The sequence below is a fragment of the Dyella ginsengisoli LA-4 genome (assembly GCF_000334915.1).
Lineage (GTDB): Bacteria > Pseudomonadota > Gammaproteobacteria > Xanthomonadales > Rhodanobacteraceae > Dyella_A > Dyella_A ginsengisoli_A.
The window spans coordinates 1-22611 of record NZ_AMSF01000027.1; the positions used below are offsets into that span (position 1 = coordinate 1).

Below are 22611 nucleotides of genomic sequence, written 5' to 3' on the forward strand. Positions count from 1 at the left end.
CCCCCCGGGAGCGGGCTCCTACGGACAGTTGAACGGATTGGCCACGTTGTCGCGACGGCAGGAACTTCCGACCACCGCGGCACCCAAAGCATGGCTGTGCACGTCACGCGTCCCCGCGCGTTGACACAGCCCTACCCGCGGAGCGCACATGACCATCCAACGACCCCTCGGCCTGCTCCTTGCCAGTGCGCTTGCAAGCTCTGCCGCAGCACAGAGTGCAAGCCCGCCACTCAACCTCAAGCTCCCGCCGGGCGCCGTTCCCGCCGCCAGCAGCAGCGCCGCCAGGCCCGCCAGCAGCAGCACGGCGCCGGGCGTCTACTACGGCGACACCAGCGGCACCACCGACGCCAGCCTGGCGGCCAACGCGCCGGCCGATACCTGCGACGACGCCACCTACAACCAGCCCCAGGTGCATGGCAGCGTGGGCATGGGCGTGGTGGCCGGCAACCACCTCAGCGGCAACTATCAGACCGGCACGGTGAGCGTCAGCAGGGCGTTCGGTGACTGCGACCACCCGACCGGCGGCATGAGTTTCACGATCAGCGGCGGCCAGGGGCATTTCAACGACCACCGCTTCGGTCGCTGAAGCCGCGGCCGCGCAATCCACGACCAGCCGGAAACCTCAGGCCGACCGCATCCCGCGACGACGGCGCAGCTCCGAGCGGCCGACGAAGAACCCCGCCACCAGCACCATCAGCGCCATCGCATACCAGGTGATCAGGTAGCTGAGGTGGTTGTTGGGAAAGTGGATGACGGTCAGCCCGCCCCTGGGCGCATGCGCCACCCCGGCCTCGGAGGCCGCATCCTCGTCGACGAAATACGGCGCCACGTCTTTCAGTCCCCGGCGGGCTGCGATGGCGGCCACGTCGCGGGTGTACCAGTCGTCCTTCGCCGGATCGTTGTGGCGCAGGAAACCCGGCGGTTCGCTGATCCGCAGCAGACCGGTCACGGTCACCGCGCCGGCGGCGCCGGGCGCGCAGGTGCCGCGGCGGCCACACCATTCCGGCGTCACGAAGCCGCGGTTGACCAGCACCAGCGAGCCATCGTCGCGACGCAGCGGCGTCACCACCCAGAGGCCGCTGCCCTCGGCTGTCGCCGCCCACACGTAGGTCGAACGGTCGTACAGGAAGCTGCCGTGCAGCCGCACGTGCCGGTATTCATCGCTTGCGGCAGTAACACCCGGCCACTGCGCCGGGCCGGGCGCGTCCACCGGCGGCGCATGCGCGCGGGCGTGCACGTGTGCGATCAGCGCCCGCTTCCATGCCAGCCGGTGCACCTGCCAGGTGCCGAGCGAGATGAAGCCGGCGAACAGCACCACGCCAAGCAGCGCCAGCAGGGCCAGGGCCAACGGGCCGCGCGGCGGATGGCCGCCTTCCGTGTCGATGTCGGATCTCTCGTCAACCATGTGGATGTCACCTTTCGATGCGGCACATGGTAGTGCCAGGCGTTGCGGCCACGCGGAAAATCGAACGTGCGGCCGGGCACCCCGCTTCAGAAGATCCGGAACCGCAGCGCCAGCCAGGCCAGCCCTGCACTCAGGCCAAGGTGGATTACCCAGGCGGGCCAGAACAACGCCGGAGGCGGCCTGGGACGGCGCGCGCCAGCAACCAGCAGCAGCACCCAGACGATCAGCGCACCGAGCAGCGTCAGCGCCCCTGGATTGGGGCGTGGATCGGGAGCCAGCAGGGACAGCAGGGCGACGGTGCCCAGGCTGGCCGGCGTGAGCAGGTTGCACCATGCAGCCGAGACATATCTGCCGCGCAGCTGCAGCACAACCGCGACGACGCCGGCCAGGGCAGTGGAAAGCGCCAGCGCGGCGGGAAGCATCTGGATCATCGATCGACCCTCCGGTATCCGCGTCGACTCACGCCACTGCCATGACCACGCTTCAGCGCAGCAGTACGCCCTCGCCGACCTTGCGGCCGCCCTCGAACAGGGAGAACGACAGTTTGTCCTCGCGCACTTTCAGCACATCGTCGCACTTGACCCCCACCGTCCGCGTGGCACCGGGTGCCAGCCCGTCGTCCGAGTCGCCCAGGTCGAGCCGGCAGGTCACCTCGGCCGTGCCCGGATGGAACGCCAGCTGCGGCGCGTAGCCGGTGTAGATCGGCGTCTCGCGCCCCACATCGCCCTGCTTCGGCAGCAGGGTGACGGTGGCGCGCAGCGGCGCTCCGGCGGGAAAGTCCAGCCAGTGCGGCGCGGCGGCGATTGCGGCGGTGGAGACGACAGCGGCCAGCACCAGGCCGATGATCCGGGTCGAGCATCGATCCATGACACGTTGTCCTTGAAGGATTGGGCACCGGCCACCACGGCCGGCGGGCGAGCGGATCGTCCGTGCTGTCCGGTGACGGCGTCAAGCCGGCCGGGCACAGCCGTTCAGAGCCGGGGGAGGATGTGCTCGCGACTCAGCCGGGCGATCGGCAGGTCGCCGGGCTCGGCCGGATCGACCCAGCGCAGCGTCTCGATCTCGGAGCAGGCGGTGGGGACACCCTCGATCGCCACCGCGTACACCTCGCCCTCCACCACATGCCCCGGCTCGTTCGCCGCCGGCGCGCTGGCCCGCCACAGGTGGCGCGCGGACCCGGACACCAGCGCCACGCCCAGTTCCTCACGCAGCTCGCGCGCCAGCGTGGCGAGATCATCGGCATCGCCCGGATCGCGCTTGCCGCCGGGTTGCTGGAACACCGTGGCGCCGCGCTTGCGCACCAGCAGCACGCGGCCCGCCTCGTCACGGATCACCGCCACGACGATGCGGATCAGCTTTCGCAAGTCGCTCACAGCCGGCTGTACGACCACGACTGCATGCGCCCGTCCTTGTACGGCATCACGCCGTGGAACGGCCGCGGGTCGTCGTCGAACACCAGCGGCAGGAAGTGGCGATCGCCCTCCCACATCGGCAGGTCCATCAGGCGCGCGCGCTCGACCCACTCCAGCGTGCCTTCCGGATTGCGCTCCAGCGGCGTGCCGGTGTAGCCGTCGATGATGAAGATGAAACCCAGCCAGTCCTCGCCCTGCTTGCCGAAGCCGGGCCAGTTGAGCGTGCCGCGCAGCTGCATCGAGGTGCACTCGATGCCTGCCTCCTCGCGGATCTCGCGACGCATGCAGGCAGCGATGTCCTCGCCCGGCTCCATCTTGCCGCCCAGGCCGTTGTACTTGCCCAGGTGCTGGTCGTCGGGGCGGGCGTTGCGGTGGATCATCAGCACCCGGCGGCGGTCGGGCGACAGCACGTATCCGAGCGTGGCGACAATGGGGCAGTAAGGCATGGCGCGGCCGGCAAAAAGCGCAGTGTAGCGTCCCGGCGCGGGCCGGCTGAACCGCGCCGCCGGCCGTGCTTGCACCGTGGGCCGCGGGGCGGCGACCATCGGGGGGATGCCGCGCCTTTTTTCCTCCCTTCCCCGCTCCCGCCGCTGGCCCGCCCTGCTGGGTGCCGCCGTGCTGCTGCCGCTGCTCGCCGCCTGCGCCTCCCGCGCGCGCGCCGTGGACAGCGCCGAGCGCGAGTTCGACGGCCAGCGCTTCCACGTGGTGACCATCGACCTCGCCCGCCAGACGCTCTCGCTGCACTGGCGCGATCCGGACAACGGCGTCGCCTTCGGCAGCATCGAGAACCTGCAGCACTGGGGCGAGCGGCACGGCCGGCGGCTGCTGTTCGCCGCCAACGCCGGCATCTACGACCGCCGCAACGCGCCACTGGGGCTGTTCGTCGAGGACGGCCACGTCCGCGTGCCGCTGAACATGGCGCACGGCAATCCGGCCGCCGGCAATTTCTCGCTGCGCCCCAACGGGGTGTTCGCGGTGTATCCGGACGGCCATGCCGCGGTACGCACCAGCGAGGCGTTCAAGGCCGAGGGCAAGCCGGTGACGCTGGCCACCCAGTCCGGCCCGATGCTGGTGATCGACGGCCGGCTCAACCCGCAGTTCGAGGATGAGTCGGCCAGCGTGAAATGGCGCAGCGGCGTGTGCGCGGTGACGCCGCACAAGGTGGTGTTCGCGGTCAGCGAGACGCCGGTGAACTTCCACACCTTCGCACGCCTGTTCCGCGACGGCCTCGGCTGCCGCGACGCGCTGTACCTGGACGGCACCATCTCGCAGATGTACGTGGACGGTGAGGGCTACAGCGGCGCGCCGGCCTTCATGCTCAAGCCCTATGCGGGCATCTTCGCGGTATTCGACAACCCATGACGACTCCTCCCCGCCGGCGCTGGCTGCGCCGCAGCCTGATCGCACTCGCCCTGCTGCTGCTCGTCGCCCTCGTCGCCGCCTGGAGCCTGCTGGCATCGGGCCGCGCCCGACTGGACGGCCAGGTCGCCGCAAGCGGACTGACCGCCCCGGTCACGGTGACGCGCGACGCGCTGGGCACCGCCACCTTCGACGGCCGGAGCCGCGACGACATCAGCTATGCGATGGGCTATGTCCACGCACAGGAGCGCTACTTCGACATGGACCTGATGCGCCGGCTGCCGGCCGGCGAGCTGTCGGCGCTGGTCGGTCCCGCAGCGATCAAGACCGACGAAGCCCACCGCCGCCTGCGCCTGCGCGCGGTGGCCGAACAGGCCTACGCGCAGCTGCCGCCGGACCAGCGGCACACGCTGGACCGCTACCGCGACGGCGTGAACGCCGGGCTGGCCGCGATGAAGGCACGTCCCTGGGAATACTTCCTGCTCGGTACGAAGCCGAAGCCCTGGCGTTCGGAAGACAGTCTGCTGGTGATCGCCGCGATGTACCTGGACCTCAACAGCGACGGTCGCAACACCCGCGAGCTGCGCATTGCGCAGATGCGCGCCGTGCTGCCGGCACCGCTGGTCGATTTCCTGCTCGCGCCGGACCCGACCTGGGAAGCGCCGCTGGCCGGCCCGCTCTCGCCCGCACCGGTCGTGCCGGATGCGGCTACTTTCGACCTGCGCGCCAACGCGCCGGCCGGTGGCCACGACCTCGCCGCCGTGCTCGCCCCCGCGCTGGACGACGCCCGCCCCGGCAGCAACAACTTCGCCGTGGCCGGCGCGCTCACCGGCACCGGCGCGGCGATGCTGGCCAACGACATGCACCTGGGCCTGCGCGTGCCCAACCTGTGGTTCCGCGCGCGCCTGCGCTACCCCGACCCGACCGCACCGAACGGCACCCGCGACGCCAGTGGCGTGACCCTGCCGGGCACGCCGGCGCTGGTCGTCGGCTCCAACGGGCAGGTCGCCTGGGGCTTCACCAACAGCTACGGCGACTGGGAGGACTGGGTGCGCGTGCAGCGCGACCCGGCCGATCCCACGCGCTACCGCACGCCCGACGGCTGGGCCACGATCGCCACCCACCGCGAGACCATCCACGTGAAGGGTGCGCCCGACCGGGTGATCACGGTGGAGGACACCCGCTGGGGTCCGATCACCGCGACCGACACCGACGGCACGCCGCTGGCGCTGGCCTGGACCGGCGATCGTCCGCACGGCTACAACCTCGCGCTGATGCAGCTCGAGCGCGCCACCGGCGTGGACCAGGCACTCGACCTCGCGCCCACCCTGGGCATGCCCGCGCAGAACCTGCTCGCCGCCGACAACCAGGGCCACATCGGCTGGACCATCGCCAGCAACAGCATCCCGCTGCGCCACGGCTTCGACCCGCAGGTGCCCGCCGACTGGTCGCAGCCCGGCACCGGCTGGACCGGCTGGGCCGCGCCGTCGCAGTACCCCCGGATCGAGAATCCGCCCGGCGGCCGGCTGTGGACTGCCAACAACCGCACGGTGGGCGGCGACTGGCTGGCCCTGCTCGGCAACGGCGGCCACGACCTCGGCGCCCGTGCGCAGGCGATCCGCGATGACCTGCGCGCCCACGCGGCGTTCTCGCCCGGCGACCTGCTGGACATCCAGCTCGACGACCGCAGCGTGCTGCTGGGCCGCTGGCAGCACCTGCTGCAGCAGACCCTGGCCGGCGCCACCGACCCGTCGCTGGTGCAGCTGCGCGAGCTGACCCGTCCATGGAATGGCCGGGCCGACGTGGACAGCGTCGCCTACCGGCTGGTGCGCGCGTTCCGCCAGCAGGTGCACCAGGCCGTGCTGGCGCCGTTCGCCGCCCGCGTGCAGGCGCGTTTCCCCGACTTCACCTGGCCGGGCCTCGGCGATCCGGAAGCGGCCGTGTGGGCACTGGTACGGCAGCAGCCGAAGCACCTGCTCGACCCGCGCTACGCCGACTGGCACGCCCTGCTGCTCGCTTCGGCGACGCAGGTGGTCGACACGCTCGGCAAGCCACCCGGCGGCCTCGCCGCGCGCACCTGGGGCGAGCGCAACCGCGCGGCGGTGAACCATCCGCTGGCACGCGCCCTTCCCGGCTGGCTGGCCCGTTTCATCGACATGCCCGACCAGCCGGTGCCCGGCGACAGCAACATGCCGCGGGTGGCCGCCCCCGGCTTCGGTGCCTCCGAGCGGCTGGACGTCTCGCCCGGACACGAAGACCGCGGCATCTTCCACATGCCCGGCGGACAGAGCGACAACCCGCTGTCGCCGTTCTTCGGCGCCGGCCACGAGGACTGGGTACACGGACGGCCGTCCCCGCTGCTGCCGGGCCCGGCGCAGCACACGCTGACGCTGGAACCGACGGCCGGGTGAGGCGTCGGCGCGGTCAGCCGAGGGTGTAGTCGAACGTGTACTCGTGCCGCCCCGAGGCGATGCGGATCGTCATGCTGCCGGCCAGGCCGGCCAGCTCGCCGGTACCGGTGTCAGGCACCACGTGCACGGTGAGCGCGGCGGTACCGCGATCCATCGTGCCGCTGTGCTGCAGCACGAAGCTGCCTTCGCGACCATCGAGCCGCCCGGTCACACGCTCCAGCGCGACATAGCCCGCCGAGCCGGCGACGTCGCCGCCAGCGGAAAGCATCTCACCCACGCTGTGGGCCTGCAGATCGCCCTCGAAGCGCTTGTCGAGCGTATGCCGCCCCAGGTTGGCCGGTGCGCTGACCGCCGCCAGTGGCTGCGACTCCCGCGTGACCTCGAATGTGCCGTTTGCCTGCATCTGTGCCGCCCTCGCTCATGCCCTGACCCCGACAGCGCGCCAGCATCGCCGGCCCTGCCCTGCGCGCATTCAAGCACAGGCCGCATCGGCACATGCGGCGAGGCCCGGCGCGCGCCGACGACCCGCGATACCGCCGGCGACGGAAGCGAAGCATGTCGAATCCGCGCCGGACGGTTCGTCGTCAGGACGAGACCGGCATGTGCCGGCCCGATGCCTCGGGGAAGGAGAACAGCGATGCGATGCATGGTGATGGTGCGAGCCACCGACGAGTCCGAAAGCGAGACCCAGGCGATGCCGAACGCCGAGATCATGGCGGCGATGAACCGCTTCAACGAGGAACTGGTGCAGGCCGGCGTGATGCTGGCCGGTGAAGGGCTCAAGCCCAGCCGCGATGGCAGGCGCGTGCGTTTCGCGGGCGGCGGGCAGCAGGTGATCGACGGTCCGTTTGCCGAGACCCGGGAACTGATCGCCGGATTCTGGCTGTGGCAGGTGCGTTCGATGGACGAGGCGCTGGAGTGGGCGCGTCGCTGCCCGGCCCCGTTCGTGGGCGAGTGCGAGATCGAGATCCGGCCGCTGTACGAGGAGGCCGACTTCGCCGACATCATGTCGCCCGAACTGCGCGAGTCCGAGGCCCGGCTGCGCGGGCAGATCGCCGAACGGACGCGCTGATGCCATCGGCATGCTTGCCGCGAACGCCTGGCAGTGCTGTGATCGGTCGCATGGAAACGGCCGAACTGCATCGCCGCATCGATGCCGTATGGCGACTGGAGGCACCGAAACTGATCGGCGCCCTGGTCCGCGTGGTGCGGGACATCGACCTGGCCGAAGAGCTGGCCCAGGACGCCCTGGTCAGCGCGCTCGAGCGCTGGCCGGAAAGCGGCATTCCCGACAACCCCGGCGCCTGGCTGATGACCACCGCGCGCAATCGCGGCATCGACCTGCTGCGCCACCGCCAGCTCGCCGAGCGCAAGCACGCGATGCTCGGCGGCGATCCGGACTTTGAGCCGCACGTGATGCCCGACTTCGACGCCCTCGACGACGACATCGGCGACGACCGCCTGCGGCTGATCTTCACCGCCTGCCATCCGGTGCTGCCGCACGAGGCGCGCATTGCGCTGACCCTGCGCCTGCTCGGCGGCCTCACCACCGCCGAGATCGCGCGTGCCTTCCTGCAGCCCGAGCCCACCGTGGCGCAGCGCATCGTGCGCGCCAAGCGGACGCTCGCCGAGAAACGGGTGCCCTACGACATGCCACGGGGCGAGGAGCGGGGCGAACGGCTGGCAAGCGTGCTCGGCGTGGTCTACCTGATCTTCAACGAAGGCTATGCCGCCACCGCCGGCGAGGACTGGATGCGCCCCGCACTGTGCGAAGAAGCCCTGCGACTTGGCCGCATGCTCGCCGCGCTGGAACCGGACGAGCCGGAGGTGCTCGGCCTGCTGGCGCTGATGGAGCTGCAGGCGTCGCGCACCCACGCGCGGATCGACGCGACCGGGCGGCCGGTCCTGCTGGATCGGCAGGACCGCGCGCGCTGGGACCGGCTGGCGATCGCCCGCGGCCAGGCACTGCTCGCCCGCGCCATCCGCCATCCCGACGGCGCCGGCCCGTACACGCTGCAGGCGGCGATCGCCGCCTGCCACGCCGGTGCACCGACGGCCGCGGCCACCGACTGGCCTCGCATCGCCGCCCTCTATGCGCTGTTGCTGCAGGTCGCTCCCTCGCCGGTGGTCGAACTCAACCGCGCGGTCGCCGTATCGCGCGCGGAGGGACCGGCGGCAGGCCTGGCACTGGTCGACGCCATCGCCGACGCGCCCGCCCTGGCCCGCTACGCTCCCCTGCCAGCGGTGCGTGGCGACCTGCTGGAACAGCTGGGCAGGCAAGACGACGCACGCGCGGAGTTCCGTCGAGCGGCGGAACTGACCGCCAATGCAGGCGAGCGCGCGGTGCTGCTGGCGCGGGCCGCTGCACTGGATGCCCCGGCGGGCTGAGCACTCAGTCCGCCGTCTCCAGCGTGGCCAACAGGGCCTCGAACTGCTTCGGCGGCAGGGGCCGCCCGAACAGATAGCCCTGGAACACATCGCACTCCTGCTCCATCAGGAACGCCCACTGGGTTTCCGTCTCCACGCCTTCGGCCACCACGTCCATGCCCAGCCCGTGCCCCATCGCGATAATGGTCTGCACCACCATCGCATCGCCGGCCACATTGGGCAGGCGGCTGACGAACGAGCGGTCGATCTTGAGCTGGTCCAGCGGCAGGCGCGAGAGGTAGGCCAGCGACGAATAGCCGGTACCGAAGTCATCCAGCGAGGCCTGCACGCCCTGCGCGCGCAGGCTGGCCAGTTTGCTCGCCGCCCAGGCCAGATCGTCGAGCACGGCGGTCTCGGTGATCTCGAGTTTCAGCCGCGTCGGATCCGCGCCCGCCTCGGCGAGCATCGTCAGCACGTTCTCGACGAAGCCGGCATGTCCGAACTGACGGGCGCTCACGTTCACCGACAGCGTCAGGTGGTGCGTGCGCGGGTGAGCGGCCCAGGCCGCCAGTTGCGCGCAGGCCTTGCGCAGCACCCAGTCGCCCAGCGGCAGAATCAGCCCGCGCTCCTCGGCCAACGGCACGAACAGTGCGGGCGATACATGCTCGCCGTTGCGCCGCTGCCAGCGCAGCAATGCCTCGGCACCCACCGGCTGGCCGCGTCGATCCACGAGCACCTGCAGGTGCAGCTCCAGTGCGTCGAGATCGATCGCCTGCTTGAGCTCGGCCGCCAGCTCCTCGTTGCGCTCGATGTCAGCCTGCATGGCCGGAGCAAACGCCACGGCCTGGTCGCGCCCCGCCGCCTTGGCGGCGTACATGGCCAGTTCCGCCTCGCGCAGCACGGACTCCGCCGAGCCCCTGCCGGGCTCCAGTTCGGTGACGCCGATGCTGCAGGTCACGGTGATGCGCGTGTCGTCGTCGAGCTGGAACGGCGGGAGTATCGACTGGCGCACGCGCTCGGCACAGGCCATGGCGTGCTGCATGCGGTCGCCATCGTCGCCGGGGTACTCCAGGAGCACCGCAAAGGTATCGCCGCTGAAGCGGCTCAGCATGCAGCCTTCCTCCAGCAACGGACGCAGGCGCATGGCCACCAGCCACAGCAGGCGGTCGCCGGTGCCGTGGCTACGCAGATCGTTGACGCGCTTGAAATGATCCAGGTCGATCATCATCAGGGCGCCACCCCGGTTCTCCTCCAGCAGATGCTGGATCTGGCCGTGCAGGAAGCGCCGGTTCGGCAGGTCGGTGAGCGGATCGAAAAAGGTCATGCGCTCGGCCTGGGCCATCGCCTCGCGCTCGTTGGTGAGGTCGGTCATGGTGCAGACGTAGTGGCTCACCTGGCTTCGCGCATCGTGTACCGACGAGACCGCCATGCGCACCACCCGCGGCACGCCATCCTTGCCCGCGATCCATTGCTCGCCCTGCCAGAAGCCCTTCTCGTGAATCTGCTGCCACATGCGACCGTAATAGTCGTGGTCGTGATGCGCCGTGCCGAGGATCGAGGGGCGCTTGCCCAGCACCTCCTCCGGCCGGTAGGCGGTCAAGGCGCTGAACGCATCGTTGATCCGCTGGATCGTGCCGCTGGCATCGGTCACCATCAGCGCCTCCTGGGTCTGGAACGCCACGGCCGCCAGGCGCAGTTCGGATTCCGCCCGGCGCCGTTCGCTGATGTCCTGCGCATAGACCACCGCAAACTGCGGCCTGCCATCGGCATCACGCACCACCGAGCGATCCAGCAGCACCGGGAAGCGCCGTCCGTCACGCGTCACGTGCTCGCTCTCCAGCAGGGAATGGTCCTGCTGCTCGGCGGCGCGGCGCTCGGCGCGCTGCGCTTCGGTCAGGTCCGCCGGATACAGCATGTCGACCGGCATCCCCTCCAGCTCCCCGGGCGTGTAGCCCCGCTCCCGGGCGAACACGGGATTGACCGCGGTGATCCGCTGCGTGCGCACGTCGTAGATCTTCACCCCGAACGCGGCGTGCTCGAATGCCTTGCCCCACAGGCGCAGCTGGGATTCCGCCTGCAGTCGCAGGGTGATGTCGCGCGCCACGCTCAGCACGCCGGTGGCGGAACCGTCCGCTCCCGGCACCGGCACCTTGATCACCTCGAGCTGGCGCTCGCTGCCGTCGTTCACCTGCAGCCCGAAGGTGTACGTGTGTTGGCGCCCCAGCCGCAGCACCTCGCGGTCCATCGCCTGCACCCGGTCGGCGAATGCAGCGTCGAACAGCTCGCGGTCGGTCTTGCCGATGAGCTCCTGCCGCCCGCCGCGAAACAGCTCGTCCACCCGACCATTGCACTCGCGGTAGACCCCGGCGAGGTCCTTGACCCACATCGCGTCGGGGCTGGCATCGAACACGGCCTGCATCTGCTGCCGACTGGCCAGCACGGCACGCGTGCGCGCCGCCACCGCCCGCCGCAGAACCCACACCCAGCATGCCAGCAGCGCGAGCGCCAACAGGATCACCGATGCCGCGATCGCGGCCGGCTCGAGGTAGGACCTGAGCACGAAGGGATGCTCGAGCCAGCGGTGGCGCAGCGCGGTCAGTTCGGCCGGCGTGATCTTCGCCATGCCCTGTTCCACCCGGGCAAGCATCGCGCCGTTGCCCTTGCGTACCGCCCAGTGGAACTGTCCGGTGTAGAGCACGAAAGCCTTGTAGAAGTGGTCGAGCGCGTCGTGGCGATACAGGTAGAAATCGGCCGGATACTCGTCCATGCACAGGATGCGCGTGTCGCCATGGGTGGCGGCCTGGATCATGTCGCTGTAGCCGGCAAACTCCTTCAGGTCCGTGATGCCCGCGGCATGCAGCCGCTCCACGCAGGCATCGCCACGTTCGACACCGACCGGAAAGCCTCGCAAGGACTGCACATCCACCACACCGCGGATGCGGCGGTCCACGAAGATGGACACCGGTAGCGTGGCGTAGGGCGCGGAGAAGTCGTACAGCGAGTCACGGGCGGGTGTGCGGAAGATCATGTCGATCACGTCCGCCCTGCCGGCCAGCAACTCCCGCTGGGCGGATGCCCAGTCCATCGGTTCCAGGTCGACGTGGATGCCGGTGTGCTGCTCGAACAGGCGCCACCGGTCGATTTCATAGCCGCGGGGCTTGCCGTCGGCGTCGAGGAACACGAAGGGCGGGTAGTTGTTGTCCGTCACCACGCGGATGCGCGTGGTCACACCGGCCGTCTCCGCCAGCGTTGTCGAAGGCGGAGCGATCTCCCCCGCCGGAACCGCGAAGGCGCAGAAGCAGCACAGCAACAGCAGTCCAGCCCTCCCTGCAGACACGTTGGGGCCTCCTTGCATTGTTTGCGTGGCTACAGGATGTCGACAAAGCAACGGTCATGACAAGCGCTGGCGACGAAGCGCATGCGATCTTGTCGCTTTCGCCTGAGCCCGCTCAGCTGCCGCGGAAGTGCGAGGGTGCGTGGACATGACCTGGCGCAGGCCACGCCGATCGGGGGCATCGCAGGACCTGCCTGTCCCAAAAAAAGGCCCGCGAGTGCGGGCCGCGGGGAAACACGCGAAACATGGGTTACTTGCCGGACGGACGATAGGTGAGCTCGGCGTTGTAGCGGTCCACATGCGCGGACACGTGCTTGACCGCATCGTTCATTGCCTTGCGCAGGGACTTGGCCTGTGACTCGCCATAGACGTTGGCCACCATCTTCCAGAACGCAGGATCGGGCTCGGCACCGAAGTCGGCCCAGTCCCTGGACGGACTGACCAGGATGTAGTCCGGCGCGTCGTCCCCGCTATCGACCACGCGCATGACCTGGTAACGACCGGGCCACTTCGCCTTGGCGGCAGCTGCGGTGAGCTGCTTCACGGTGTCCCTGAAGCTTTCGTCGGCCTCGTGGCCGGGCTTGACGGTGAACAGCACGACATCGACGTAGCCCTGTCCCATGTTGCTCCCTTTGGGCATGTGGCTCATCTCCGGCATGACCTTCATGAAACCGCTGGTCTCATGCTTGAGATGGGGATTCACGCTCTCCCGGAACGTCCCGTCGCAGGCCTTGCTGCTGTCCCGCATCGCATCGAAATCCGCCCAGGTGAGCGGCTCGGTGACGTAGGAATACGTGTAGACGTCGCCAGTCTCGTGGTTCAGCGCCATCCATGCGTACTTGAATCCATGCTCGCCCAGGCACCGGTTGTAGGTCTTGATGCCGGCCTCGTAGGCCTGCTGGTCGGCGGGCGCCACCCAGTCGGTGTAGCTGCGTATGACGCTGGGGCCGTCCTTCTCGGCCGCCTGGCTACCCGGAACACAGGACAGGCCGGCCGCCAGGACCAGCCACACGATGATGCGCTTCATGAGAGTCTCCCTCAGGGCGGATCGCCCTGCACAGATGTGGAATAGGGCCCCGAACTCTCTTCGCGACGCGCGAAGGGCTCCGCCAAAAGGCGAAGGCCCCGCAGGCTACTCCGAATCGCAAGAAAATGTGATGCGCATCACATTTTTAGGCCGATCAGGGCAACAATCGCTCGCAGATCACCCCGTAAAGGTCGGGCAACCGTTCCAGATCGGCCACGACCATGCACTCGTCCACCTTGTGGATGGTGGCGTTCACCGGCCCCAGCTCCACCACCTCGGCCCCCAGCGGGGCGATGAAGCGGCCGTCGGAGGTGCCGCCGCCGGTGCTCTCCACCGGCGACACGCCCGCCCGCTCGCGGCAGACCGACGCCACCACCTCGCGCAGGCGTCCGCCCGGCGGGGTGAGGAACGGCTCGCCGGAAAGGTTCCAGTCCAGCGTGCAGTCCAGCCCGTGGCGCGCGAGGATCGCCTCGGCGCGGGCCTTCAGCCCCTCGGCCGTGCTGGCTGTGCTGTAGCGGAAGTTGAACAGCGCGGTGAGCGTGCCCGGGATGACATTGGTGGCGCCGGTGCCCGCGTTGAGGTTGGACACCTGGAACGAGGTCGGCGGGAAATCGGCGTTGCCCTCGTCCCAGCGCTCGGCGGCCAGTTCGGCCAGCGCGGGGGCGAAGGCGTGGATCGGGTTCTTCGCCTTCTCCGGATACGCCACGTGTCCCTGCACGCCGCGCACGGTCAGCGTGCCGCTGAGCGAGCCGCGCCGGCCCACGCGGATCAGGTCGCCGAGGCGCGTGGTGGATGACGGCTCGCCGACCACGCACCAGTCGATGCGCTCACCTTCGGTGCGGAACACCTCGGCTACACGGCGCACGCCGTCGAGGTTGGCCGGGCCCTCTTCATCGCTGGTCAGCAGCAGGCCGACGCGACCGGCGTGGCCCGGATGCGCGGCGACGAAGGCCTCCAGCGCCACCACCATCGCGGCCACCGAACCCTTCATGTCGGCCGCGCCGCGGCCGTACAGCACGCCGTCGACCACGGTGGGTTCGAACGGATCGAAGCGCCACGCGTCCACCGGGCCCGTCGGCACCACGTCGGTGTGGCCGAGGAAGGCCAGCGTGGGGCCGCTGCCGCCGTGCGTGGCCCACAGGTTGTCGACCTCACCGAAGCGCAGGTGGCGCACGGTGAAGCCCGCGCGCATCAGGCGGTCGGCGATCGCCGCCTGGCAGCCGGCGTCGTCGGGGGTCACCGAATGGCGGCGGATCAGATCGCAGGTGAGGTCGAGCACATCGCTCATGCGTTTGCCTTGGCGGTCTTGCCGAAAAGTTTCTCGTAGCTGCCGCCGGTGAAGCCGACGGCGACACGGCCATCGGCGAGCACCGCCAGCGGCTGGCGCAGCACGCCGGGATGCTCGCGGATCAGCAGCGTCCATTCCGGATCGCTCTCCGGGTTGCGCCGCTGCGGCAGCAGGTGCTTCCAGGCGCGGCCGCCGCGGTCGGCCAGCGCGTCCCAGCCGCCAGCGGCCTGCGCCCAGGCTTTCAGCGCCTCGGGCGCGGGCCGTTCGCGCTGGGTGTCGACGAAGCGGTACGCGTGACCGAAGCGGTCCAGCCACGCGCAGGCCTTGCGGCACGCCTCGGTGCCGGCCAGTCCGTAGAGCACGGCGGCTTCAGCCACCGAACAGCTCCTTGAACTTCTTCTCGGTGAAACCGACGCTCACCGCGCCGTCCTTCACCACCACCGGACGCTTCACCAGCGCGGGGTATTCCTTGATCAGGGCGAGCCACTGCGCATCGGTGGAGGCCGCCTTCTGCTGCTCGCTCAGGTCGCGCCAGGTGTAGCTGGCGCGATTGACCAGCTTCTCCCAGGTCAGCTCCTTCGCCCACGCCTTCAGCGTGGCCGGGGCGATCGGCTCGTCGCGGTAGTCGGTGAAGCTGTGCTTGACCTTGTGCGCATCCAGCCAGGCGCGCGCCTTGTCGCAGGTGCCGCACTTGGCCAGGCCATACAGATCGACGCTCATTCGAAACTCCTCAGCAGGTCGTTGATGCCGGTCTTGGACCGGGTCTTCTCGTCCACCTGCTTGACGATCACCGCGGCGTACAGGCTGTGCGATCCGTCCCTGGCAGGCAGGCTTCCGGATACGACCACGCTGCCCGAAGGGATGCGTCCGTAGCTGATCTCCCCGGTCATGCGGTTGTAGATGCGGGTGGACTGGCCGAGGAACACGCCCATGCCGATCACGCTGCCCTTCTCCACCACCACGCCCTCGACCACCTCCGAGCGTGCGCCGATGAAGCAGTCGTCCTCGATGATCGTCGGGTTGGCCTGCAGCGGCTCGAGCACGCCGCCGATGCCGACGCCGCCGGACAAGTGCACGCGCGCGCCGATCTGCGCGCACGAGCCGACCGTGGCCCAGGTGTCGACCATGGTGCCGCTGCCGACATGCGCACCGATGTTCACGTAGCTGGGCATCAGCACCACGTCCTTCGCGATGTGCGCGCCACGGCGCACCAGCGCGCCGGGCACCACGCGCGCGCCGAGCTGCTGCAGCGAGGCGTCATCGCCGTGCGGGAACCGCAGTGGCACCTTGTCGAAGGCGCCGGCCGGGCCGCCGTCGACCACGCGGTTGTCGTTGATGCGGAAGTACAGCAGCACCGCCTTCTTCACCCACTGGTGCACGGTCCAGCCACCCTGGCCGTCCGGTGCGGCGACACGCAGCTCGCCGGATTCGAGCAGGTCCAGCACCTGACCGATGGCCGGGCGCAGATGGGTTTCTATCTCGCCCTGGGTGAGCGAGGCGCGGCGCTCGAAGGCGTCTTCGATAAGGGTCTGGATGGAGGACATGCGTAGGCTTCCGGCGTGCTCGTGACAAGCCGCCAAGAGTACACGCATGGGCCCCGCCAGCACCCGCTTCCGGGACGGAATGGACAACCGGACGGCCGTCCAGACGCCCGTCGCGCGACCAGCTAGAGCTGCATGTAGCTGTAGCCGCGCTGGCCGTAGAGGATCGGGTCGGTGAGACCGGACAGGGTGATGGTGACGTCGGGATCGATGTCGCTGTCCTTCAGGCCCAGCCCCGCCATCGCCTGGCTGCACACCATCAGCTTCACCCCGGCCTGCCTGAGCGCATGCAGCAATGCGGTATTGGGGTTGGCGGTGCGCTTCTTGCTCATCCGCCGGTAGGCCTCGTCGGTCAGCGCGGCGGCGCCGGCCTGGCCATCCAGCAGCGCCACGATGTGCACGTGCGATGGCGGCACCTTGCCGTAGCCCATCAGGTTGACCAGGCGAGCCAGGCGCTGCAGCGAATGGAGCGGCTCGTCCGAGTCGAGATCGGCGGACACCACGTCGACGAACACCTTGTAGTCGGCCTTCGGATCCAGCTGCATGTCCACATCGGGGCGCGGATGCACCCCTCCGAACTTCGCGATGACCGGGTGGACCCAGGTGACCCCGGCGGCGCCCTGCTGCGGCGCCGCCGCGGCATCGGCGGAGGCCGCGGAAGCCGACACCGTCGCGACACAGAACGCGAGGGCCGCCAGGGCCGAACGACGCGCATGCCCGATCTTCATCCCTGCTTCCTCCTTCAGCTGCCGCACGGGCGGAAGACGGGACGATACACCCGCACCCACCGGCTGGAGGCGTGCCGGCCACTCACCCCTGGGCCGGGGCCAGCCGCTCCAGCAGCGCCTGCCGCAGGCGCTCCTGCAGCCCGCCGTCCAGTGGCGCGTCGTGGCGATCGGTGAGCTGGAAGAAGTCCTCCACCCGCTCGCCGAAGGTGGCGATGCGCGCATCGTGCACACGCACGCCCACCTCCAGCATCACCTGCGCGACGGCGGCGAGCAGGCCCGGGCGGTCGCTGCACACCAGCGCCATCTGGGTGCGCCCACCGGTGGCCGTGAAGGCGATCCGCGGCGCCATCTGGAAGTGCTTCAGGTGCCGGTGCAGCCCGCGCCGCGCCGGCAGCACCGGCTTGGTCTCGGCCAGCGCGCGCAGCAGGCGCTGGCGCAGCTCGTCGGCGCGCTGCGGCGTGGCCGGCATCTGGCTGTCGGCCTCCAGCAGCAGGAAGGTGTCCATCGCCAGGCCGCTGGGCGAGCTGAGCACGCGCGCCTCCATCACCGAGAAATGCATGCGGTCGAGCATCGCCGTGACGCTGGCGAACAGGCCGTCGCGGTCCGGCGCATAGACGAACAGCTCGGTGCTGCCGCGCACCGAGAACGGGTGCACCTCCACCAGCGGCAAGGCCTTGTCCGCACGCAGGATGGCGGCGGTCTGCCACGCCACCTGCTCGGGCCGGTGACGGAGGAAGCTGCGCTCGGGGAAATCGCCCCACACCCGCTCCACCGCCTCCGCGGCGAAGCCCTCCGAAGCCAGCAGCGCCAGCGCGCTGGCGCGGCATTCGGCAATGCTGGCGCTGGCGTCGCGCGGCAGCTCGGCGTCGCTGCGCAGCGCGTAGCGGGTGGCGGTGTACAGGTCCGCCAGCAGGCGATCCTTCCACGCGTTCCACAGTCGCGGACTGGTGCCGATGATGTCGGCGATGGTGAGCAGGTAGAGCCGGTCGAGCCGCAGCCGATCGCCGACCGCCTCGGCGAAACGGTTCACCACTTCCGGATCGGTGATGTCCTGGCGCTGGGCGGTGGTGCTCATCAGCAGGTGCCAGCGCACCAGCCAGGCCACCGTGTCCACGTGCTCGGGCGCCAGCCCCAGCCGGGTGCAGAACACGCGTGCGTCGTCCTCGCCCAGCACCGAGTGGTCGCCGCCGCGGCCCTTGGCGATGTCGTGGAACAGGCCGGCCAGCAGGAGCAGTTCGGGCTTTTCCAGCGAGGCCCAGATCTGGCAGCCGAGCGGGAACTCCTTCACCGCCGCCGGATCGGCGAAGCGCGCCAGGTTGCGCAGCACGCGCAGCGTGTGTTCGTCCACTGTGTAAACGTGGAACAGGTCGTACTGCATGCGCCCGAACACCTTGCCGAACGCCGGCAGGATCGCCGCCAGCAGCCCGTGCCGGTTCATCCGCCACAGCGCGTCCACCGCCGGCGCGCCGCGCTGCAGCAACTTCAGGAACGCGGCCAGCGCGGCCGGGTCGTCGGTCAGCGCCGTCCCGTGCCGGGCGGTGGCCTGGTGGATACGGCGCATGGTCTCGGCACTGAAGCCGATCAGCTCGGGGTGGTCCAGTCGCGCCAGGAAAATCTCCACCAGCGCCGCCGGCCGCGTCATGAACAGCTCCGGATCGGCTGCGGCGATGCGCCGGCCGTGCTGCACGAAGCCGTCACCGATCGGGGTCATCGGGCTGTCCGGTTCGAGCATTTCCTCGAAGCGCTCGACGATCTGCACGCCCAGCCGCTCGACCTGGCTGGCGGCACGGTAGTAGCCCTGCATGAACTGTTCGACGCCGAGGTTCTTCTCGTGCTGGTCGACGAAGCCCATGCGCGCGGCCAGCCCGCGTTGGTAGTCGAACAGCAGACGCTCCTCCGGCCGCCCGGCCTCCAGGTGCAGGGCGAAGCGATAGCGCCGCAACGTGGCCTCGGCCTCGGCCAGGGTGGCGCGCTCGGCCGGGTCGAGCAGGCCCTCGGCGACCATCCCGTCGAAACCGGCAGCATGCGCGAGGCGCAGGCCGAGCCAGCGCAGCGAGTCGAGCGTGCGCAGTCCGCCGGGGCCGTCCTTGAGGTTGGGTTCGAGGTTGTAGGCGGTGTCGTCGAAGCGGGCGTGGCGGGCATCGCGCTCGGCCAGCCGGGCCGCCAGGTAGGCACGCGGCGGCCACAGCGCGGGATCGTCGACGATGTCGCGCAGCACCGCGTCCAGGGCCGGGTCGCCGGCCAGCCGGCGCGCGTCCAGCAGGCTGGTGAACACGCTGGCCTCTTCCGCCGCCAGCGCCTTGCACTGGGCCGGCTCGCGCACCGCGTGACCGACCTTCAGGCCGATGTCCCAGAAGGTGGCGAAGCACTGTTCCAGCGCGCGCCGCAGGGTCGGGTCGTCACGGGTGGTCAGCACCAGCAGGTCGACGTCCGACTGCGGGAACAGCAGGCCGCGGCCGAAACCGCCCACCGCGAACAGCGCGGTGTCCGCGACCTCGCCCAGGCAGGCGTTCCACACGTGCACCACGATGCGCCCCACCGACTCGCCACGTCGCGCGGCCAGCGCGCTGGCGTCGGCACCGTCGCGGAACGCGGTGGCCAGCGCCCGGTCCATGTCGCCCAGCAGCTGGCGCAGCGCCTTGCGCGCCTCGGTCGAGACGCCGGAGCGCGGCACCGCGATCGGCAGTCGAGGCAGCGGCGGGAGCGGGATAGATGAAGTCGACATGCCGGCAGAGTCCGGTCGAACAACGGAATTGTCAAAGAACCCGAAGGCATGAGCAGCGGCGTACGCCCAGGGGATGGGCTAGAGTTGCCGCGGTTCACGCTCCCATCGAACCGACACGCCGCCGACTCCGGACGCATGAACTTCGACATCCATCTCCGCTTCACGCCGTCACTCGCTTTTTTCGGCATCCTCGCCGAGATGAACGAGCAGTTCCCGGACTGGACGGACGGTTCGTACGACTGGGCCAACCAGACGGTGGACTTCCTCGCTGCGCCCACGCCGTTGCCGAAGTTCGACGAGGCCATGTTCCGCACCCCGCTGAGCCAGCGTGCACTCAACGACACCCTGCACGTGGCGGTCGCCCTGCTGGCGGGCAACTACCCGCTCGTACGCGACTATCTGAAGAACACGCGTTTTGCCTTCGTCATCGGCTATCCGCGCAGTGGCGGCAGTTACCTCACCAAGGAGCTGCTGCGCACGGTCGGGCTGGATCACACGCGGGTGTCCGAGGCGCTGGCACACGACGGCTTCCCCGACCTGCGTGAGACCTGGTACGACTGGGCCGGCAACCGCCCGTACTACCATCTGCAGGAGGCCATGTTCCAAGTCGCCGAATTCCTCGTGCTCGCGCAGCTCTACTACCAGCGCAACACGGAGCGGCAGAAGGACGGCTTCTGGCTGGCGCCGAAGAAGATGCACAAGATCCTCGCCTGGGCCGGCAGCTTCAAGATGCTGCTGGGCCAGGGGCGTGCCGATTACCTGGCAACGGTGCGCCACCCGGTGCCGGCATGCATTTCGATATACGAGAAATGCGGCGGCCTGCCCCGGGACGGCCGTTTCCCCGTCGCCACACCGCGCAGCGCCATCGAGCGTTGGATCACCAACGACCTCATGCACCTGGGCTACAGCGCGCAGGAGCTGGCGAAGATGAGCTACTTCGAGGCGGTCGTGACGGGCTGGACGCAGTTCCATCTCAACATGGCCACCTCCGGCCTGTTCCTGGGCAGTCGTGACGAGGTACGCATCGTGCCCTACGGCAAGGAGTCGCTCGAGCAGGTCGTGCGCGACTACCGCGCGCGGGATGGAAGGAACGCATCACCGCCGGAGTCCGTGCTCATCCACGACAAGTCGCGACAGCATGCCGAATGGCTGGCTCGTGGCGACCACGCGGTGCAAACAGTAGCGAACGCGTGGGCAGCGTTGGGGCTGCATTTCCCTTCGCTCGAGCTTCACTGAAACACGACCTACGGCAGAGCTCGCCGCACAACGCGTTTGTGATGGCCGCCACAGTTGCCTATCCTCGCCAACTGGCAGGGGAAACCAAAGGCAACACATCCGCGATGAACTACACCCGCACTTCGCGCGTCGTGCTCGTGCCCTCGCTTCTGACGCTCGGCCTTGCATCGTCCATCCATGCGCAGACGACACCGCCGACCGCGGGCACCATCCTCCGGCAATCCGCCCCCCCGCCTGCGCTGCCCGAGGCTCCATCCAGCGCGCTGAACCTACCACCGCCCGCGCAGCAAGCAAGCCGGTCGAGCACTCCCATTCCAATCACCAGCATCCGCATCGAGGGCAATACCCTGCTCCCGTCTTCGGAGCTCGACCCGCTGGTGCGTGGCCTGCAGGGGCACACCGTGACCCTCGGCGAGCTGCAGCAGGCGGCGCAGCGCATCGCTGACCGCTATCACGCGCAAGGCTATCCGCTGGCGAACGCCTTCATCCCCGCACAGACCCTCCACGATGGCGTGGTTCGGCTGCAGGTGGTGGAGCCGCGCTACGACCGCATCACCCTCGACGGACATTCCCGCCTTGTGCCGGTGCAAGCCAGGCGCACGCTCGGCGTCGAGGCGGGGGAGCCGGTGGCGCAACAGGCACTGGACCGCGGACTCCTGCTGCTCAACCGCACACCTGGCGTCCGCGTGGCCGGCACCCTGGTGCCCGGTGCCCAGCCGGCCAGCAGCAGCCTGCAGCTCGCCCTCAGCGACACGCCCCTGCTGCACACCCGACTGCACGCGGACAACTACGGCAGCGACTACACCGGACGGGTCCGCGGCGGCGTGGATGTCACGCTCGACAACCCCTTCGGCCACGGTGCCCAGGCCGCCCTGACCACACTGACCACCACCGGCAAGTTGCTGCGCACGGGAGGCTTCAGCTTCGTCTCGCCCGACCTCTGGCACGGCCTGCGTGCGGGTGCTTACGGCTCGCGCACCCTCTACCGGCTGGGCGGTGCGTTTGCCGCACTGGAGCAACGTGGCCACGTCAACCAGGGCGGCGTGGATCTGAGCTACCCGCTGGTGCTGGAACCCGGCCGCCTGCTCGACATCCGCCTCGATGCCCTGCGCAACGGCTTCGTCCAGCGCAGCACCACGGTGGGAAGCGACAGCCGCTCGCACGTCCGCCTGGCCCGGCTGAGTCTCGACGGCGCTTGGGCCGATGCGCTCGGCGGATTCACGTCCGGCGGCATCAGCATCAGCCGCGGCGTGCTGGGCACGGACAGCACCGCTGCACGCGCCGCCGACATCGCCGGTCCGCAAGCCGCCGGAACGTTCTGGGTGGGCCAGTTGCGCGTGCAGCGCGACCAACCGCTGCCACGTCAGTGGCTGTTGCGACTGACCTTCAACGGCCAGCTCGCCTCGCACACCCTCGATGGCAGCGAAAAGTTCTACCTGGGCGGCCCCTATGGCGTGATGAGCGGCCCGGTCAACGAGGCCGGCGGCGAGGCCGGGGGCCTGCTAGACGCGCGTCTGATGCATGCCCTGCCCTGGATCCACACCGGTCAATTGCAGGGTGCGTTGTTGCTGCAGCAAGGCAAGGTGTGGCAACGCCGCACCGTGGCCAGTGGCCCAAGCAGCCTGCACCTGGGCGGCGCCGGCCTGGGCCTGGATTACCAATACGCGCAGCGCGTCAACGCCGCCCTCGCGTATGTGCATCCGGTCGGCAGTTCGCAGACCGCGGGAAATTCCGGCCACAGCGGCGAATGGTGGGCCCGACTCGCCATCGATCTGTAA

The 22611-nt window shown here is 69.7% G+C and carries 21 protein-coding genes; 7 read left to right on the plus strand and 14 right to left on the minus strand.

What is annotated here, in order from left to right:
• The first annotated feature begins 148 nt into the window (after positions 1-148).
• Positions 149-586, plus strand: coding sequence for a hypothetical protein (locus tag C693_RS0108225; RefSeq protein WP_017461785.1), 438 nt, complete (start codon positions 149-151; stop codon positions 584-586).
• A gap of 36 nt (positions 587-622) precedes the next feature.
• On the opposite strand, the gene C693_RS0108230 is transcribed toward C693_RS0108225, so the two are convergent.
• From C693_RS0108230 to C693_RS0108250, 5 genes are all read right to left on the minus strand, one after another.
• Positions 623-1405, minus strand: coding sequence for an SURF1 family protein (locus tag C693_RS0108230; protein WP_017461786.1), 783 nt, complete (start codon positions 1403-1405; stop codon positions 623-625).
• 86 nt (positions 1406-1491) lie between these two features.
• On the minus strand, positions 1492-1836 hold the full coding sequence (locus C693_RS0108235; protein WP_017461787.1) for a hypothetical protein: 345 nt from the start codon (positions 1834-1836) through the stop codon (positions 1492-1494).
• Positions 1837-1888: 52 nt separating this feature from the next.
• Positions 1889-2272 carry a hypothetical protein gene (locus C693_RS0108240; protein WP_017461788.1) on the minus strand — a complete coding sequence of 128 codons (384 nt, stop codon included), beginning with the start codon at positions 2270-2272 and terminating at the stop codon, positions 1889-1891.
• A gap of 104 nt (positions 2273-2376) precedes the next feature.
• Positions 2377-2778 carry an NUDIX hydrolase gene (locus C693_RS0108245; RefSeq protein ID WP_017461789.1) on the minus strand — a complete coding sequence of 134 codons (402 nt, stop codon included), beginning with the start codon at positions 2776-2778 and terminating at the stop codon, positions 2377-2379.
• Positions 2775-3263 (minus strand): NUDIX hydrolase, encoded by a 489-nt coding sequence (locus tag C693_RS0108250; RefSeq protein ID WP_026107275.1) that lies wholly within the window; start codon positions 3261-3263, stop codon positions 2775-2777. Before C693_RS0108250 ends, C693_RS0108245 begins: the two co-directional genes overlap by 4 nt.
• Positions 3264-3369: 106 nt before the next feature.
• Here C693_RS0108250 and C693_RS0108255 point away from each other — a divergent pair, with 106 nt between their 5' ends.
• The gene (locus C693_RS0108255) at positions 3370-4179 is read left to right on the plus strand and encodes a phosphodiester glycosidase family protein (protein ID WP_017461791.1); all 810 of its coding nucleotides are present in this window, start codon (positions 3370-3372) and stop codon (positions 4177-4179) included.
• The gene (locus C693_RS0108260; RefSeq protein WP_017461792.1) at positions 4176-6587 is read left to right on the plus strand and encodes a penicillin acylase family protein; all 2412 of its coding nucleotides are present in this window, start codon (positions 4176-4178) and stop codon (positions 6585-6587) included. The genes C693_RS0108255 and C693_RS0108260 overlap by 4 nt, the downstream gene beginning before the upstream one ends.
• 13 nt (positions 6588-6600) lie before the next feature.
• On the opposite strand, the gene C693_RS0108265 is transcribed toward C693_RS0108260, so the two are convergent.
• Complete coding sequence (locus C693_RS0108265; protein WP_017461793.1) at positions 6601-6990, minus strand: DUF3224 domain-containing protein; 390 nt, start codon at positions 6988-6990, stop codon at positions 6601-6603.
• A 234-nt stretch (positions 6991-7224) separates the two neighbouring features.
• Here C693_RS0108265 and C693_RS0108270 point away from each other — a divergent pair, with 234 nt between their 5' ends.
• Positions 7225-7659 carry a YciI family protein gene (locus C693_RS0108270; RefSeq protein ID WP_017461794.1) on the plus strand — a complete coding sequence of 145 codons (435 nt, stop codon included), beginning with the start codon at positions 7225-7227 and terminating at the stop codon, positions 7657-7659.
• A 50-nt stretch (positions 7660-7709) separates the two neighbouring features.
• A complete protein-coding gene (locus C693_RS0108275; protein WP_017461795.1) occupies positions 7710-8975 on the plus strand; it encodes an RNA polymerase sigma factor in 1266 nt (421 codons plus the stop codon).
• A 4-nt stretch (positions 8976-8979) separates the two neighbouring features.
• On the opposite strand, the gene C693_RS22600 is transcribed toward C693_RS0108275, so the two are convergent.
• From C693_RS22600 to glnD, 8 genes are all read right to left on the minus strand, one after another.
• A complete protein-coding gene (locus tag C693_RS22600) occupies positions 8980-12183 on the minus strand; it encodes an EAL domain-containing protein (RefSeq protein ID WP_017461796.1) in 3204 nt (1067 codons plus the stop codon).
• 355 nt (positions 12184-12538) lie between these two features.
• The gene (locus C693_RS0108290) at positions 12539-13315 is read right to left on the minus strand and encodes a hypothetical protein (RefSeq protein WP_017461797.1); all 777 of its coding nucleotides are present in this window, start codon (positions 13313-13315) and stop codon (positions 12539-12541) included.
• Positions 13316-13469: 154 nt separating this feature from the next.
• Positions 13470-14603 (minus strand): succinyl-diaminopimelate desuccinylase, encoded by a 1134-nt coding sequence (gene dapE, locus C693_RS0108295; RefSeq protein ID WP_017461798.1) that lies wholly within the window; start codon positions 14601-14603, stop codon positions 13470-13472.
• On the minus strand, positions 14600-14980 hold the full coding sequence (locus C693_RS0108300) for an ArsC/Spx/MgsR family protein (RefSeq protein WP_017461799.1): 381 nt from the start codon (positions 14978-14980) through the stop codon (positions 14600-14602). The genes dapE and C693_RS0108300 overlap by 4 nt, the downstream gene beginning before the upstream one ends.
• Positions 14973-15323 carry a Spx/MgsR family RNA polymerase-binding regulatory protein gene (locus C693_RS0108305; protein ID WP_017461800.1) on the minus strand — a complete coding sequence of 117 codons (351 nt, stop codon included), beginning with the start codon at positions 15321-15323 and terminating at the stop codon, positions 14973-14975. Before C693_RS0108305 ends, C693_RS0108300 begins: the two co-directional genes overlap by 8 nt.
• On the minus strand, positions 15320-16147 hold the full coding sequence (gene dapD / locus C693_RS0108310) for a 2,3,4,5-tetrahydropyridine-2,6-dicarboxylate N-succinyltransferase (protein ID WP_017461801.1): 828 nt from the start codon (positions 16145-16147) through the stop codon (positions 15320-15322). Before dapD ends, C693_RS0108305 begins: the two co-directional genes overlap by 4 nt.
• 122 nt (positions 16148-16269) lie before the next feature.
• Positions 16270-16872 (minus strand): DsrE family protein, encoded by a 603-nt coding sequence (locus C693_RS0108315; RefSeq protein ID WP_017461802.1) that lies wholly within the window; start codon positions 16870-16872, stop codon positions 16270-16272.
• A gap of 82 nt (positions 16873-16954) precedes the next feature.
• Positions 16955-19597: a [protein-PII] uridylyltransferase gene (glnD, locus tag C693_RS0108320; protein ID WP_017461803.1), complete on the minus strand. Its 2643-nt coding sequence runs from the start codon at positions 19595-19597 to the stop codon at positions 16955-16957.
• 135 nt (positions 19598-19732) lie between these two features.
• On the opposite strand from glnD, the gene C693_RS23620 reads away from it, so the two are divergent.
• Both C693_RS23620 and C693_RS0108330 read left to right on the plus strand, forming a co-directional pair.
• A complete protein-coding gene (locus tag C693_RS23620) occupies positions 19733-20833 on the plus strand; it encodes a hypothetical protein (RefSeq protein WP_017461804.1) in 1101 nt (366 codons plus the stop codon).
• A gap of 104 nt (positions 20834-20937) precedes the next feature.
• The gene (locus C693_RS0108330) at positions 20938-22611 is read left to right on the plus strand and encodes a ShlB/FhaC/HecB family hemolysin secretion/activation protein (protein ID WP_017461805.1); all 1674 of its coding nucleotides are present in this window, start codon (positions 20938-20940) and stop codon (positions 22609-22611) included.